The 13496-nt window shown below is 64.4% G+C and carries 17 protein-coding genes; 1 reads left to right on the top strand and 16 read right to left on the bottom strand.

All coding sequences use genetic code 11. The features are described from left to right. Positions 1-427: 427 nt before the first annotated feature. Entirely contained in the window at positions 428-1819 is a 1392-nt protein-coding gene (locus tag QP512_RS03990; RefSeq protein WP_286071050.1) for a 3-deoxy-7-phosphoheptulonate synthase class II, read from the bottom strand. Positions 1820-2036: 217 nt separating this feature from the next. On the opposite strand from QP512_RS03990, the gene QP512_RS03985 reads away from it, so the two are divergent. Further along, on the top strand, positions 2037-4157 hold the full coding sequence (locus tag QP512_RS03985) for a TonB-dependent receptor (protein ID WP_286071049.1): 2121 nt from the start codon (positions 2037-2039) through the stop codon (positions 4155-4157). A 105-nt stretch (positions 4158-4262) separates the two neighbouring features. On the opposite strand, the gene QP512_RS03980 is transcribed toward QP512_RS03985, so the two are convergent. From QP512_RS03980 to rplE, 15 genes are all read right to left on the bottom strand, one after another. Further along, entirely contained in the window at positions 4263-4769 is a 507-nt protein-coding gene (locus QP512_RS03980) for a disulfide bond formation protein B (RefSeq protein ID WP_286071048.1), read from the bottom strand. 181 nt (positions 4770-4950) lie between these two features. Then, entirely contained in the window at positions 4951-5334 is a 384-nt protein-coding gene (gene rplQ / locus QP512_RS03975; protein ID WP_005408217.1) for a 50S ribosomal protein L17, read from the bottom strand. A gap of 190 nt (positions 5335-5524) precedes the next feature. Next, the gene (gene rpoA, locus QP512_RS03970; RefSeq protein WP_004145453.1) at positions 5525-6523 is read right to left on the bottom strand and encodes a DNA-directed RNA polymerase subunit alpha; all 999 of its coding nucleotides are present in this window, start codon (positions 6521-6523) and stop codon (positions 5525-5527) included. A gap of 55 nt (positions 6524-6578) precedes the next feature. Beyond that, a complete protein-coding gene (gene rpsD, locus QP512_RS03965) occupies positions 6579-7208 on the bottom strand; it encodes a 30S ribosomal protein S4 (protein WP_004145446.1) in 630 nt (209 codons plus the stop codon). Positions 7209-7223: 15 nt separating this feature from the next. Continuing rightward, positions 7224-7613, bottom strand: a complete 390-nt coding sequence (gene rpsK / locus QP512_RS03960; protein ID WP_004145443.1) for a 30S ribosomal protein S11 — start codon at positions 7611-7613, stop codon at positions 7224-7226. A gap of 11 nt (positions 7614-7624) precedes the next feature. Next, a complete protein-coding gene (gene rpsM / locus QP512_RS03955; protein ID WP_004154500.1) occupies positions 7625-7981 on the bottom strand; it encodes a 30S ribosomal protein S13 in 357 nt (118 codons plus the stop codon). 347 nt (positions 7982-8328) lie between these two features. Next, positions 8329-9696 (bottom strand): preprotein translocase subunit SecY, encoded by a 1368-nt coding sequence (gene secY, locus QP512_RS03950; protein WP_004154499.1) that lies wholly within the window; start codon positions 9694-9696, stop codon positions 8329-8331. Between the two features lie 7 nt (positions 9697-9703). Further along, positions 9704-10147, bottom strand: a complete 444-nt coding sequence (rplO, locus tag QP512_RS03945; protein WP_004154498.1) for a 50S ribosomal protein L15 — start codon at positions 10145-10147, stop codon at positions 9704-9706. Between the two features lie 6 nt (positions 10148-10153). Then, the gene (gene rpmD / locus QP512_RS03940; protein WP_005408214.1) at positions 10154-10345 is read right to left on the bottom strand and encodes a 50S ribosomal protein L30; all 192 of its coding nucleotides are present in this window, start codon (positions 10343-10345) and stop codon (positions 10154-10156) included. Next, positions 10338-10880 (bottom strand): 30S ribosomal protein S5, encoded by a 543-nt coding sequence (gene rpsE / locus QP512_RS03935; protein ID WP_005408213.1) that lies wholly within the window; start codon positions 10878-10880, stop codon positions 10338-10340. Before rpsE ends, rpmD begins: the two co-directional genes overlap by 8 nt. A 161-nt stretch (positions 10881-11041) precedes the next feature. Then, complete coding sequence (rplR, locus tag QP512_RS03930; protein ID WP_014646053.1) at positions 11042-11395, bottom strand: 50S ribosomal protein L18; 354 nt, start codon at positions 11393-11395, stop codon at positions 11042-11044. A 32-nt stretch (positions 11396-11427) separates the two neighbouring features. Further along, positions 11428-11952: a 50S ribosomal protein L6 gene (gene rplF / locus QP512_RS03925; protein ID WP_014646052.1), complete on the bottom strand. Its 525-nt coding sequence runs from the start codon at positions 11950-11952 to the stop codon at positions 11428-11430. Between the two features lie 18 nt (positions 11953-11970). After that, complete coding sequence (gene rpsH / locus QP512_RS03920; protein WP_005408210.1) at positions 11971-12369, bottom strand: 30S ribosomal protein S8; 399 nt, start codon at positions 12367-12369, stop codon at positions 11971-11973. A 259-nt stretch (positions 12370-12628) separates the two neighbouring features. Then, positions 12629-12934 carry a 30S ribosomal protein S14 gene (rpsN, locus tag QP512_RS03915; RefSeq protein WP_005408209.1) on the bottom strand — a complete coding sequence of 102 codons (306 nt, stop codon included), beginning with the start codon at positions 12932-12934 and terminating at the stop codon, positions 12629-12631. Between the two features lie 18 nt (positions 12935-12952). Next, a complete protein-coding gene (gene rplE / locus QP512_RS03910; RefSeq protein ID WP_004154491.1) occupies positions 12953-13495 on the bottom strand; it encodes a 50S ribosomal protein L5 in 543 nt (180 codons plus the stop codon). Position 13496: the final 1 nt, after the last annotated feature.

The following is a 13496-nucleotide window of genomic DNA, read 5'->3' as shown; positions in this document are numbered from 1 at the left end:
TGGGTCCGGTTGCGGGAGACGCCGTAAACCCATCCTTGGGGGCTTGGCCGCGGCATCCATGCCGCGGACACTCCCGCAACCGGACCCACCCCGCCTTCGACAGATTTCCGCGATCTGTTCGCGCTTCTGTAGAGCCGAGCCATGCTCGGCTCAAATCTCACAGATATCGATATATTCGATTTCCATAGTGATTCATCCACGAATGGCGTGGATCTACCGCAGGTCGCAGAGATCTGTCAGAGGCGGGGCGGTGTGGGTAGGCAGGACCGTTGGCGCCATGGATGGCGCCATCGAGCCCCCATGGATGGGTTTACGGCGTGTCCTGCCTACCCACACCGCCCCGCCACCCCACGGAATGCCCGCTTCTGCCGTTGCTGTTGCTTCGGCTTCTGGCAGGTGCAGGGCTGCAAGCCCTGCCGAAAAACCCTTACCGCACCTGCTCCTGCTTGCGCACGATCGCCATCGCGATCTCCAGCGACTGCTCGTAATTCAACCGCGGGTCCACCGTCGAGCGGTACGCGCGCTCCAGGTCGCGCTCGGTCAGTTCGCGTGCGCCACCGGTGCACTCGGTCACGTCCTCGCCGGTCAGTTCCAGGTGCACACCCCCCAGGCGCGTGCCTGCGGCCGCATGCAGATCGAACGACAGCTCCACTTCGCCACGCACGTTGTCGAAGCGGCGCGTCTTGAAACCGTTGGCGGTGCTCTCGGTATTGCCATGCATCGCATCGCACACCCACAGCACACGGCGGCCGTCGCGCTTGACCGCATCCAGCAGCGGCGGCAGCTTCTCGGCAATCTGCGCGGCGCCCATGCGGTGGATGAAACTCAGGCGGCCCGGTTCGTCATGCGGGTTGAGCACGTCGATCAGGCGCAGCAGCTGGTCCGGCGTCACCGACGGGCCGACCTTGATCGCGATCGGGTTGCGCACGCCACGCAGGTACTCCACGTGCGCGCCATCCAGCGCGGCGGTACGCATGCCGATCCACGGGTAATGCGTGCTCAGGTTCAACCAGCCCTGCTGGCGCGGCACCTGCCGGGTCAGCGCCTGCTCGTAGGGCAGCAGCAACGCCTCGTGCGAGGTGTAGAAATCGATGCGGTTGAGGTTGTGCACGCGGGCCCCGGCCAGGGTCTCCATGAAGTGCACCGCATCGCCGATCGAGGCCACCATCTTCTGGTACTCGGCGGCCAGCGGCGAGTGGCTTACCCACTCCAGGTTCCAGTACTCGGGGTGGTGCAGGTCGGCGAAGCCACCATCGATCAGCGCCCGCACGAAGTTCATCGTCATCGCCGAGTGCGCGTGGGCCTGCAGCATCCGCTTCGGGTCCGGCAGGCGTGCCGCTTCGGTGAAGGCCGGCGCGTTGATCACATCGCCACGGTAGCTGGGCAGGGTCACGCCGTCGCGGGTCTCGGTATCGGCCGAGCGCGGCTTGGCGTACTGGCCGGCGAAGCGGCCGACGCGGATCACCGGCTGGCGCAGGCCGTGAACCAGCACCAGGCTCATCTGCAGCAGCACCTTCAGGCGGTTGGAGATGGTGCCCGATTCGCAGTCGCTGAAATTCTCGGCGCAGTCGCCCCCCTGCAGCAGGAAGCGCTTGCCCTCCTGGGCCTCGGCCAGCTGCTGCTTCAGCGCCAGGATCTCCCACGAGGTGACCAGGGGCGGCAGCCGCTTCAGCTCGTGCAGAGCGGCGTCCAGCGCCACCGGGTCCGGATAGGTCGGCATCTGCAGCGCGGTCTTGCCACGCCAGCTCTCCGGCGACCAGGCAGCGCCAGCGGCGGCTGCGGCAGGATCGGGGACAGGCGAAACGGCGGACAGGCTCATTGCAGACTTCCGGAGGTGGGGGGCGTTCATGGTCGCAGAGCCGACCGCTGTCGCAAAGGGTCGAACATCGTCTCCACATGACTGAACGCCGGGGAAAGCGCATCGCGATTGGCCAGAAGCGGCACGCCCACGGCCGGCCGGACAGGCGCATGATTCGCCACGCACTGTTACGAAGTAACACTCAATCCCCATTGGCCCCTTCCACAGCCTATCCGCCATGAAGCCCTCCCTGCTCGCTACCGGCATCACCTTCGCCCTCACCCTGGCCAGCCTGCCCTCCCTCGCCCTGGCTGCCGATGCGGCCCCGGTGAAGGACCTCGATACCGTCACCGTCAGTGCCCAGCTCGACCAGGCCCGCAACGCGCTGTCGCCGGACATCGGCAGCAGCCAGTACCAGATCACCGCCGAGGACATCCAGAAGCAGCCGCTGGGTGCCTCCGCCCCGCTCAGCCAGGTGCTGTTGCAGGCCCCGGGCGTGGTCCAGGACTCCTATGGCGGCGTCCATGTGCGCGGCGACCACGCCAACCTGCAGTACCGCATCAACGGCGTGCTGCTGCCCGAATCGATCTCCGGCTTCGGCCAGACCCTGGACGCGCGCACCATCAAGAGCATCCGCCTGATGGACGGCGCGCTGCCGGCGCAGTTCGGCGAGCGCACCGCGGCGGTGGTCGACATCACCACCCGCAGTGGCGCCGAGCTCGGCAATGGCGGCAGCGCCGGACTCACCGCGGGCTCGTTCGGCAAGGTCAACCCGAATGCCTCCTGGTGGGGCAACCAGGGCCGCTGGAGCTGGTTCCTGACCGGCAACTACGACCAGAACGAGGTTGGCCTGGAGAACCCGACCAGCTCGCGCAAGCCAATGCACGACGACACCCATCAGGGCAAGGCGTTCGCCGACCTGACCTACCTGGTCAACGACAACACCCGCCTGAGCGTGTTCGCCGGCTTCGCCAACAACCGTTTCCAGATCCCGGTCAATCCGGGCCAGACTCCACAGTTCGGCTATCTCGATACCACCACGTTCGATTCCAGCCAGCTGGACGAGACCCAGCGCGAGACCACCCGCTTCGGCATGCTGGTGCTGCAGGGCACGCTGGGCAGCACCGCCTACCAGGTCTCTGCCGGGCAGCGCTACAGCGATGTGGCATTCAACCCGGATGTCGTCGGCGACCTGGTGTTCAGCGGCGTCGCCTCGCAGGTCCAGCGCAGCAACCGCGCCAACACCCTGCAGGCCGACTTCTCCACCCCGCTGGGCAACGACCACACGCTGCGCTACGGCCTGTACGGCAATTACGAGAACGCGCAGGCCAGCAACAGCAGCTGGGTGTTTCCGGTCGATGATGCCGGCCAGCAGTCCAGCACCACGCCGCTGCTGATTCCGGATCGCAGCGCCTTCCACGCCAGTACGCTGGCGCTGTACGTGCAGGACGAATGGAAGATCGGCGACGACTGGACCGTGAACTACGGCCTGCGCGGCGATCGCTACAAGGCCTTCGGCCACACCGAGGGTCAGCTCAGCCCGCGGTTGGGGGTGGTCTGGAATGCCAGCGACAGCACCACCGTGCATGCCGGCTATTCGCGTTACTTCACGCCGCCTGCCAGTGAGTTGATCGCCAGCAGCGATATCGCCCTGTACGACGGCACCACCAACCAGCAACCCAGCGGCGGCAGCAACACGCCGCTGGCCGAACGCAGCGACTACTACGACATCGGCGTCTCGCAGCAGCTGGGCGAGCACCTGACGCTCGGCCTGGATGCCTATGATCGGCGCGTCGCGCGGCTGCAGGATGAAGGCCAGTTCGGCGCCGCCTACATCTATTCGACCTTCAACTATCGCCGTGGCCACATCCGCGGCCTGGAGTTCAGTGCCGACTACAGCAACGGCCCCTTCAGCGCCTATTTCAATGCGGCGTACAACAAGGCAATCGGCACCCGGGTCATCACCGGCCAGTACAACCTCGATCCGGATGCGCTGGCCTACGTGGCCGACCACTGGATCCACCTCGACCACGACCAGAAGCTGACCTCATCGGGTGGGCTCAGCTACGCCTTCGCCGGCCACAACCGGATCGGTGCAAACTACGTGTTCGGCAGCGGTCTGCGTTCGGACATCGAGGGCGTGCCCAACGGCGGCGAACTGCCGGCGTACCTGCAGGTGAACCTCAGCGCCGGGCACGACTTCAACGCCGACAGCGGGCATCCACTGCATGTGCAGCTGGCCGTGATCAACGCGCTGGACCGCAGCTACCAGCTGCGTGATGGCGGTGGCGTGGGCGTGTTCGCCCCGCAGTGGGGGCCACGCCGCGGCGCCTACCTGAGCCTGCAGCAGGATTTCTGAGGAGACAGGGGTCGGATCCCTTTCCGCAGGAAAGGGCTCTGACCCCGCACCGGGAATGAGGTCAGCGCCCTTTGCGATGCAAAGGGTTCCGACCCCGTTTTGCTCTCAGCGCTTGACCTTGCGCAGCGACACCGCCAGCGCCCACAGCGCCAGCAGCACGAACCACACGCCGGACCACATCGGCATGGTCAGGCCCAGGAACGTCCAGTCAATATTGCCGCAGTTGCCGGTGCCGGTCAGCACCGTGCGGAACACTTCCAGCGGGCCCATGGTCTCGCGCAGGAAGCTCAGCGGCGGGCCGCAGGTCGCGCCCATCTCCGGCGGCAGCATCTGCACGTAGACGTGGCGAGCGGCGATGCCGACACCAACTGCGGCGGCAATGAAGGCCAGCACGCCATAGGTCGCGCGGCCGGGGCGGTTGGACGGCCCGTGCAGCGCACCGATCAGGAACAGCAGGCCCAGCGCAGCGAACGCCAGGCGCTGGAAGATGCACAACGGACACGGCTCCAGGCCCATCTTCAGCTGCAGGAAGATGGCGTAGCCCAGCAGGCCCGCGCAGATCAGGAAGCCCAGGAAGAACTGGGCGCGGAAGGGCCAGCGCAGTGGATTCATCGTCAACGCTCGAATGGATCAGGCGCCAAGCGTAACCGACAGCGCGCCCCGTTCGAACCGCCACACGGCACGCCTGTCGGAACGGTGCGGGTCAGAGCCCGTGCCCGCGGCACGGGATCCGCAGAAACGCAAAAGCCCGGCAGAGGCCGGGCTTTCGCTGTGTCGCGTTGGAGCGGTCCGATTACTCGGCCACTTCCTCGGCCACGACCGGACGGTCAACCAGCTCGACGTAGGCCATCGGCGCGTTGTCGCCGGCGCGGAAACCGCACTTCAGCAGACGCAGGTAGCCGCCCGGACGGTTCGCGTAGCGCGGGCCCAGGATGGTGAACAGGTTGCCCACGGCTTCGTTGTCGCGCAGGCGGGCGAAGGCCAGACGGCGGTTGGCGACGGAGTCGACCTTGGCCAGGGTGATCAGCGGCTCGGCAACGCGGCGCAGTTCCTTGGCCTTCGGCAGGGTGGTCTTGATCAGCTCGTGCTTGAACAGCGAGGCGGCCATGTTCTTGAACATCGCTTCGCGGTGGGCGCTGGTACGGCTGAACTTACGGCCAGACTTCTGATGACGCATGGTGATATTCCTTGGTTAATGATGAGGCTGTGTGGATCGTTGTCGCCATCCTGGCGTTGCTGCGCGGACTGCGGGTGGTCCTGGCCATCCATCCTGGACGACCTGCCCGCGAACCTTGGGTTCGTCGTGGCATGTTGTGTTGCGTTGAAGGCTCCACCGCGAACGGTGGAGCCCTCAGGCATTACCGATATCAGCCCAGCATGCCGTGGCTGGCGACGCCGGCCGGCGGCCAGTTCTCCAGCTTCATGCCGAGCGACAGGCCGCGCTGAGCCAGCACTTCCTTGATCTCGGTGAGCGACTTCTTGCCCAGGTTCGGGGTCTTCAGCAGCTCCACTTCGGTCTTCTGGATCAGATCGCCGATGTAGTAGATGCTTTCAGCCTTCAGGCAGTTGGCCGAACGCACGGTCAGCTCCAGATCGTCGATCGGGCGCAGCAGCACCGGATCCACGCCGTTGTTGGCCGGCTTCGCCGCACCGCGGTCGCGGTGGGTGAAGTCACCGAACACCGACAGCTGATCGCTGAGGATGTCGGCGGCGGTGCGCACGGCTTCCTCGGCATCGATGGTGCCGTTGGTCTCGATATCGATGACCAGCTTGTCCAGGTCAGTACGCTGTTCGACGCGGGCCGCTTCCACGGCATAGGCGACGCGGCGGACCGGCGAGAACGAGGCATCCAGGACCAGGCGGCCGATGGCACGGGTTTCTTCGTCCGGACGACGACGCGCGGCAGCCGGCTGGTAGCCGAAACCACGTTCGATCTTCAGACGCATGTTGACTGCCGTGTCCTTGGTCAGGTGGCAGATGACATGGTCGCCGTTCAGGATCTCCACATTGTGGTCGACCTTGATGTCGGCAGCGGTGACAACGCCCGGGCCCTGCTTGGACAGGGACAGGGTGGCGCTGTCGCCGGAGTGCATACGGATGGCCACGTCCTTCAGGTTGAGCAGGACTTCAAGCACGTCCTCCTGCAGACCTTCGACCGTGGTGTACTCATGCAACACGCCGTCGATTTCGACTTCCGTGATGGCGAAGCCCGGGATGGACGACAGCAGCACGCGACGCAGGGCATTACCCAGCGTATGCCCGTAACCCCGCTCCAAAGGTTCGATAACGACCTTTGCACGGGTGTCGGTAAGGCGTTCGATCTGCGGACCGCGAGGACGCAGAACCTGGTTGGCGGTAACCGTCATGTTGCGGGTTCTCCTAGTGAACCCCCGGCCGTCGCCGGGGGCTCTCCAATGTGAATTACTTCGAATACAGCTCGACGATCAGCGCTTCGTTGATGTCCGCAGGCAGATCCGAACGATCCGGAACAGCCTTGAAGATGCCGGTGAACTTGCCGGAATCCACTTCAACCCACGACGGGCTCAGGTCATGCTGGGCGGCGACGGTCAGGGCTTCCTGGACGCGCAACTGCTTTGCAGCCTTTTCAGACAGGGCGATGGCGTCGCCAGCCTTGACCTGGTACGAAGCCAGGTTGACCGACTTGCCATTCACGGTGACGCCGCGGTGCGACACCAGCTGACGGGCAGCCGGACGGGTCACGGCGAAGCCCATGCGGTAGACGACGTTGTCCAGGCGGGTTTCCAGCAGCTGCAGCAGGTTCTCGCCGGTGTTGCCCTTCTTGGTCGAGGCCTTCTTGTAGTAGTTGCGGAACTGACGCTCCAGCAGGCCGTAGATACGCTTGACCTTCTGCTTTTCACGCAGCTGGGTAGCGTAGTCGGACAGCTTGCCCTTGCGGGCAGTGGCGCCGTGCTGGCCGGGCTTCTGCTCCAGCTTGCACTTGGAGTCCAGCGCACGCGCCGGGCTCTTCAGGGACAGGTCGGCGCCTTCGCGACGGGCGAGCTTACAGGTAGGACCGATATAACGAGCCATTTCTTATCGCTCCCTTTAGACGCGACGCTTCTTCGGCGGACGGCACCCGTTGTGCGGGATAGGCGTCACGTCGATGATGTTGGTGATCTTGTAGCCGACGTTGTTCAACGAACGCACGGCCGACTCACGGCCCGGACCCGGGCCCTTGATGCGGACTTCCAGCGACTTCACGCCGTAGTCCAGCGCAGCACGACCGGCCTTTTCAGCAGCCACCTGGGCAGCGAACGGGGTCGACTTGCGCGAACCGCGGAAGCCAGCGCCACCGGAGGTCGCCCACGACAGAGCATTGCCCTGGCGGTCGGTGATGGTGACGATGGTGTTGTTGAACGAAGCGTGGACGTGGGCAACGCCGTCGGTGACGACGCGCTTGATCTTCTTCTTGGTCTTAGCAGCGGGCTTAGCCATTTCTCAGTCCCTTACTTCTTGATCGCCTTGCGCGGACCCTTGCGGGTGCGGGCGTTGGTACGGGTGCGCTGGCCACGCAGCGGGAGGCCACGACGGTGACGCAGGCCGCGGTAGCAGCCCAGGTCCATCAGGCGCTTGATCGCGATGCCGATTTCACGGCGCAGATCGCCTTCTACGATGTACTTGCCGACTTCGGCGCGCAGGCGCTCGATTTCCGGCTCCGACAGATCGCGGATCTTGGTGGTCGAAGCAACGCCTGCGACTTCGCAGACCTTCTTCGAACGGGTACGGCCGATGCCGTAAATGCTTTGCAACCCGACCCAGACGTGCTTCTGGGCTGGCAGGTTGACGCCTGCAATACGCGCCATGACGCGGTTCTCCAGCTGAGTGATGGCCGACAGCGCGCCTCGGGCACGCCAATCCGGCAGGATGGATCAAAAAAGTGAACTAGCGATACTAACAAGGTTCCGGTTTACATGGAAGCCCGTGAAACCATTGGTTTCATGAACCCGGCCTGGGGAGTGTGCCCAGGCTCCGGCGCCGGATGGGGTTGGACCTGGGGTTTCCCCCGGGGCCGCCCGCGCTACTCCAGCGCGGGACCACCTCATCACACCCCCACCCGGAACCGCTGCGGGGGCCGCCCTTCGTTTGTGTGGCCGAAGTCCGCGAAGCGGAGGGACCATCACGTCAGGAAGACGAAAGTATAACAGGCCAATCAGCCGCGGGCAAAACCGCCGCGGTTGCCGCCCTTCAGGTTGGCCTTCTTCAGCAGGCTCTCGTACTGGTGGGACATCAGGTGCGCCTGCACCTGGGCGATGAAGTCCATCACCACCACCACCACGATCAGCAGCGAAGTACCGCCGAAGTAGAACGAGGCGTTCAGCTGAGTGCGCATCAGCTCCGGCAGCAGGCAGACAATCACCAGGTAGGCCGAGCCGGCCGCGGTCAGGCGGGTCAGCACGCCGTCGATGTAGTCGGCGGTGGCCTTGCCCGGACGGATGCCCGGAATCAGCGCGCCCGACTTCTTCAGGTTGTCGGCGGTTTCCTGCGAGTTGAACACCAGCGCGGTGTAGAAGAACGCGAAACCGGTAATCAGCGCAGCGAACACGATCATGTGCAGCGGCTCGCCCGGGCCCAGGGCGTTGGCGACCTTCTGCAGGATCTGGCCGAAGCTGCTCTGGTTGGCGGCCTGGCCGGACCACATGGCCAGGGTGGCCGGGAAGGCCAGCAGGCTCGAGGCGAAGATCGCCGGGATGACGCCGGCCATGTTGAGCTTCAGCGGCAGGAACGAGGTCTGGTTCATGTACGCATTGCGACCGCCCTGGCGGCGCGCGTAATTGACCGTGATCCGGCGCTGGCCACGCTCGACGAACACCACGAAGAAGGTGAAGGCGAGCACGACGATGGCGATCAGCAGCAGCTGGATGAACTGGATGTTGCCGTCGCGGTACGCGTCGAAGGTGTGGATGACCGCACCCGGCAGGCCCGCCACGATACCGGCAAAGATGATCAGCGATACGCCGTTGCCGATGCCGCGCTCGGTGACCTGCTCACCGACCCACATCAGGAACATGGTGCCGGCAGTCAGTGCGACCACGGCGGTGAGCACGAAGCCCATGCCCGGTGCGTACACGACCGGAGCGCCCGACGGCGAGACCTGGCCCTGCAGGGCCAGCGCGATCGAGCCGCCCTGCACCACTGCCAGCAGCACGGCGCCGATGCGCGAATACTGGGTGATCTTGCGGCGGCCGGACTCACCTTCCTTCTGCATCGCCTTCAGGGCGGGGAAGATGTGCACGGCCAGCTGCATCACGATCGATGCCGAGATGTACGGCATCACGTTCAGCGCGAAGATGCTGAAACGGTGCAGGGCGCCGCCCGAGAACATGTTGAACATGTCCACGATGCCGCCGCCCTGCTGTTGCATCATGGCAAGCATGGCATCGGGATTGACGCCCGGCACCGGCACGTAGCAGCCGATGCGATAGACGATCAAAGCCCCGACGACGAACAGCAAACGTTGGCGAAGTTCAGTGAACTTGCCCATTCCGCCCGCGAGGTTACCGATGCCAGCTTGCGCCATGATTTTCTTACTCCGTTACGCTGCCGCCGGCAGCTTCGATCGCAGCCTTGGCACCGGCCGTGGCAGCAATACCCTTCAGGGTGAACGCCTTGGTCACTTCGCCCTTGACGACGACCTTGGCCTTCTTTGCGGTGCTCGGGACCAGCTTGGCAGCACGCAGGGCGGCGAAGTCGATCTCACCGGCCGGCAGCTTGTCCAGCGCGTACAGCAGCACTTCAGCGGTGTCCTTGGCGATCGGCGAACGGAAGCCGATCTTCGGCAGACGACGCTGCATGGGGGTCTGGCCGCCTTCGAAGCCAGCCTTGATCTTGCCGCCACCCTTGCGGGCGAACGAACCCTTGTGGCCGCGGCCGGCAGTCTTGCCCAGGCCCGAGCCGATACCGCGACCGACGCGGGTACGCTCGGTGCGGGCGCCCGGTGCCGGGCTCAGTTCATTGAGACGCAGAGTCATGGTCGATTACTCCTCAACCTGGACGAGGTACTGAACCTTGTTGATCAGGCCGCGCACCTGCGGGCTGTCCTTCAGTTCACGCACATCGTTGAGCTTGTTCAGGCCCAGGGCACGCACCGACAGGCGGTGACGCGACTGGGTGCCACGCAGGCCACGCACCAGGCGGACCTTGACAGTCTTGTTGGACTCATTAGCCATGGTTGAGTTCCTCCACCTTCTTGCCGCGCTTGGCCGCGATGCGGGCCGGCGACTGCGCAGCAGACAGGCCCTTCACGGTGGCACGCACCAGGTTGATCGGGTTGCGCGAACCGGTGGCCTTGGCCAGCACGTTCTTAACGCCAACGGCTTCCAGCACGGCGCGCATGGCACCGCCGGCGATCACACCGGTACCTTCCGAAGCCGGCTGCATGAACACGCGGGCTGCGCCGTGACCATCCTTGATGGTGTGCCACAGGGTGCCGTTGTTCAGGTCAACGCTGACCAGGTTCTTGCGGGCCTGTTCCATCGACTTCTGGATGGCGACCGGCACTTCGCGGGCCTTGCCATAACCGAAACCGACCTTGCCTTCGCCGTCGCCGACAACGGTCAGGGCGGTGAAGGTGAACTGGCGGCCACCCTTGACGGTCTTGCTGACGCGGTTGACCGCGACCAGCTTTTCGATCATGCCGTCGTCGATCTTCTCTTCGCGGTTACGGTCGCGATCGCGACCCCGCTGCTGACGCTCTTCTGCCATGTTGATTCCTTGGTTGTTTGGGTATGTACGGCTCGAGGCCGCTTATGGTTGTGGAATGTCGCGTTGTTCCGGTGAACCACTGCAGAAGAGTGGCGCCGCCCCGCCTCACTCAGGCGGGCGAGCAGGCGGGCAGGAGACCACAGGTCCCCTGCCCTTGTCCCTTAGAACTGCAGGCCGGCTTCGCGGGCGGCTTCTGCCAGGGCCTTGATGCGGCCGTGGTAGCGGTAGCCCGAACGATCGAAGGCAACCTTCTCGACGCCGGCGGCCTTGGCGCGCTCAGCGACGATACGGCCGACCTTGGCGGCGGCATCGGCGTTCTTGCCGTTCTTCAGGCCTTCCTTGACGTCGGTCTGGGTGGTGTTGGCGGCAGCCAGCACCTTGGAACCGTCGGCGGTGAAGACCTGGGCGTACAGGTGCTGGCCGGTGCGCAGCACCGACAGGCGGGCGACGCCGAGCTCACGGATGTGGGCGCGGGTCGACTTGGCGCGACGCAGGCGGGCGATGTTCTTGTTCATGATGTTTTTCCTTTGAAAGCGGAAGCGCCTAATTAGGCCTTCTTGGCTTCCTTACGGATGATGACTTCGTCGGAGTACTTCACGCCCTTGCCCTTGTACGGCTCCGGCTTGCGGAACGCACGGATCTTGGCGGCAACTTCACCGACGACCTGCTTGTCAGCGCCCTGGACCAGGATCTCGGTCTGGGTCGGGGTGGTGATGGTGATGCCTTCCGGCGCCACGAACACGACCGGGTGCGAGAAGCCCAGGGACAGGCTCAGGTCCTTGCCCTGCATGGCAGCGCGGTAACCCACGCCGACCAGCTCCAGCTTGCGCTCGAAGCCTTCGGACACGCCCTTGACCATGTTGGACAGGATCGCACGCACGGTACCGGTCAGTGCGACCAGCTCGGCGTTCTCGGTGCTCAGGGTGGCAACGCCGTTGTCGACGTTGATGGCAATACCGGCCGGCTTGGCCAGCGACAGGGTGCCCTTCGGGCCCTTGGCGGTGACGCTGTCCGACTGGACGTTCAGTTCAACCTTACCCAGGGTAATCGGCTTCTTGGCTACGCGGGACATAGTTCTACTCCTTTCGCCTTAGGCCACGAAGCACAGGACTTCGCCGCCGACGCCCAGCTGGCGCGCCTGCGCATCAGTCATGATGCCCTTGGAGGTGGAAATGATGGAGATACCCAGGCCGTTCATGACCTTCGGCAGCTCGCTCTTGCCGCGGTACTGGCGCAGGCCCGAACGCGAGAAGCGCTTCAGGGTCGCGATGACCGGCTTGCCTTCGAAATACTTCAGCACGATTTCCAGCTCGGACTTGTTGTTTTCCAGCTGGGTCACGCGCAGGTCGGTGATGTAACCCTCGTCCTTCAGGACCTGGGCGATCGCAACCTTGATCTTGGACGACGGGGCCTTCACCGTCTGCTTGCCTACCGCGGCCGCATTCTTGATGCGGACCAGCAGGTCGGCGATGGGATCAGTCATGCTCATATGAGTACCTTTGAGTGCACCGATATCCGCTTTCGCGAAAATCTGTTGTCTCCTGGAAACGGGCCAGGTCCCTTGATGCAGCGGGCCGGAAGCCCACTCCTACGACCCCGTTTGCGCAGGGCAAGACGCGGGAGTATACGCCAAAAGAGCCCGGCTTGCGCCGGGCTCTTCGGTTTTTTTTGCGTCGGGAAAGCTGAATGCCTCCCCCGCCCGGTTCAGGAACCCCCGAAGGGGCTCCTGATCGCAGGGCCGGCTGGGATTACCAGCTGGCCTTGCGCAGACCCGGGACGTCGCCACGCATGGTGGCTTCACGCAGCTTGTTACGGCCCAGGCCGAACTTGCTGTAGACGCCACGCGGACGACCCGACAGTTCGCAACGGTTGCGCTGGCGGCTCGGCGACGAATCGCGCGGCAGCTTGGCCAGCTTGGTTGCGGCGTCGATCTTCTCTTCGTAGGTCGCGTCCACGGAGGACACGATCTTCTTCAGAGCCGCACGCTTTTCAGCGTACTTCTTTGCCAGCTTTTCCCGCTTGATGTCGCGGTTGACCATGGAGGTCTTTGCCATTTCGGTTTCCTCGACAGATCAGTTACGGAACGGGAACTTGAACGCTGCCAGCAGCGCCTTCGCTTCCGCGTCGGTCTTCGCAGTGGTGGTGATGGCGATATCCATACCGCGGATCGCGTCGACGGCGTCGAAGTCGATTTCCGGGAAGATGATCTGCTCCTTCACACCCATGTTGAAGTTGCCGCGGCCGTCGAAGGAACGACCGGAAACACCACGGAAGTCGCGCACGCGCGGCAGCGAGATGTTGATCAGGCGATCCAGGAACTCGTACATCTTGTGGCGACGCAGCGTGGTCTTGCAGCCGATCGGCCAACCATCGCGGATCTTGAACGACGCAACCGACACACGCGACTTGGTGACAACCGGCTTCTGGCCGGAAATCTTGGTCATGTCGCCGACGGCGTTTTCCAGGATCTTCTTGTTGGTGGCCGCTTCGCCGACACCCATGTTCAGGGTGACCTTGACCAGCTTCGGCACTTCCATCGGATTGGTGTAGCCGAACTGCTTCATCAGCGCCGGCACCACTTCGTCCTTGTAGAACTTTTCGAGACGGGAACTCATC

The sequence above is a fragment of the Stenotrophomonas sp. 57 genome, from assembly GCF_030291075.1.
Taxonomy (GTDB): Bacteria; Pseudomonadota; Gammaproteobacteria; order Xanthomonadales; family Xanthomonadaceae; genus Stenotrophomonas.
This window is presented reverse-complemented; position numbering and strand designations above follow the sequence as displayed.

Bases quoted from the DNA above. Each gene is read 5' to 3' on its own strand.
- QP512_RS03985 (WP_286071049.1), top strand. From the start codon at position 2,037: ATGAAGCCCTCCCTGCTCGCTACCGGCATCACCTTCGCCCTCACCCTG.
- rplO (WP_004154498.1), bottom strand. From the start codon at position 10,147: ATGACTCTGCGTCTCAATGAACTGAGCCCGGCACCGGGCGCCCGCACC.
- secY (WP_004154499.1), bottom strand. From the start codon at position 9,696: ATGGCGCAAGCTGGCATCGGTAACCTCGCGGGCGGAATGGGCAAGTTC.
- rpsD (WP_004145446.1), bottom strand. From the start codon at position 7,208: ATGGCTCGTTATATCGGTCCTACCTGTAAGCTCGCCCGTCGCGAAGGC.
- rpsM (WP_004154500.1), bottom strand. From the start codon at position 7,981: ATGGCGCGTATTGCAGGCGTCAACCTGCCAGCCCAGAAGCACGTCTGG.
- rpsH (WP_005408210.1), bottom strand. From the start codon at position 12,369: ATGAGCATGACTGATCCCATCGCCGACCTGCTGGTCCGCATCAAGAAT.
- rpsK (WP_004145443.1), bottom strand. From the start codon at position 7,613: ATGGCTAAGCCCGCTGCTAAGACCAAGAAGAAGATCAAGCGCGTCGTC.
- rpoA (WP_004145453.1), bottom strand. From the start codon at position 6,523: ATGACGGTTACCGCCAACCAGGTTCTGCGTCCTCGCGGTCCGCAGATC.
- QP512_RS03980 (WP_286071048.1), bottom strand. From the start codon at position 4,769: ATGAATCCACTGCGCTGGCCCTTCCGCGCCCAGTTCTTCCTGGGCTTC.
- rplR (WP_014646053.1), bottom strand. From the start codon at position 11,395: ATGAACAAGAACATCGCCCGCCTGCGTCGCGCCAAGTCGACCCGCGCC.
- rpsE (WP_005408213.1), bottom strand. From the start codon at position 10,880: ATGGCAGAAGAGCGTCAGCAGCGGGGTCGCGATCGCGACCGTAACCGC.
- rplQ (WP_005408217.1), bottom strand. From the start codon at position 5,334: ATGCGTCATCAGAAGTCTGGCCGTAAGTTCAGCCGTACCAGCGCCCAC.
- rplF (WP_014646052.1), bottom strand. From the start codon at position 11,952: ATGTCCCGCGTAGCCAAGAAGCCGATTACCCTGGGTAAGGTTGAACTG.
- rpsN (WP_005408209.1), bottom strand. From the start codon at position 12,934: ATGGCAAAGACCTCCATGGTCAACCGCGACATCAAGCGGGAAAAGCTG.
- rpmD (WP_005408214.1), bottom strand. From the start codon at position 10,345: ATGGCTAATGAGTCCAACAAGACTGTCAAGGTCCGCCTGGTGCGTGGC.
- QP512_RS03990 (WP_286071050.1), bottom strand. From the start codon at position 1,819: ATGAGCCTGTCCGCCGTTTCGCCTGTCCCCGATCCTGCCGCAGCCGCC.
- rplE (WP_004154491.1), bottom strand. From the start codon at position 13,495: ATGAGTTCCCGTCTCGAAAAGTTCTACAAGGACGAAGTGGTGCCGGCG.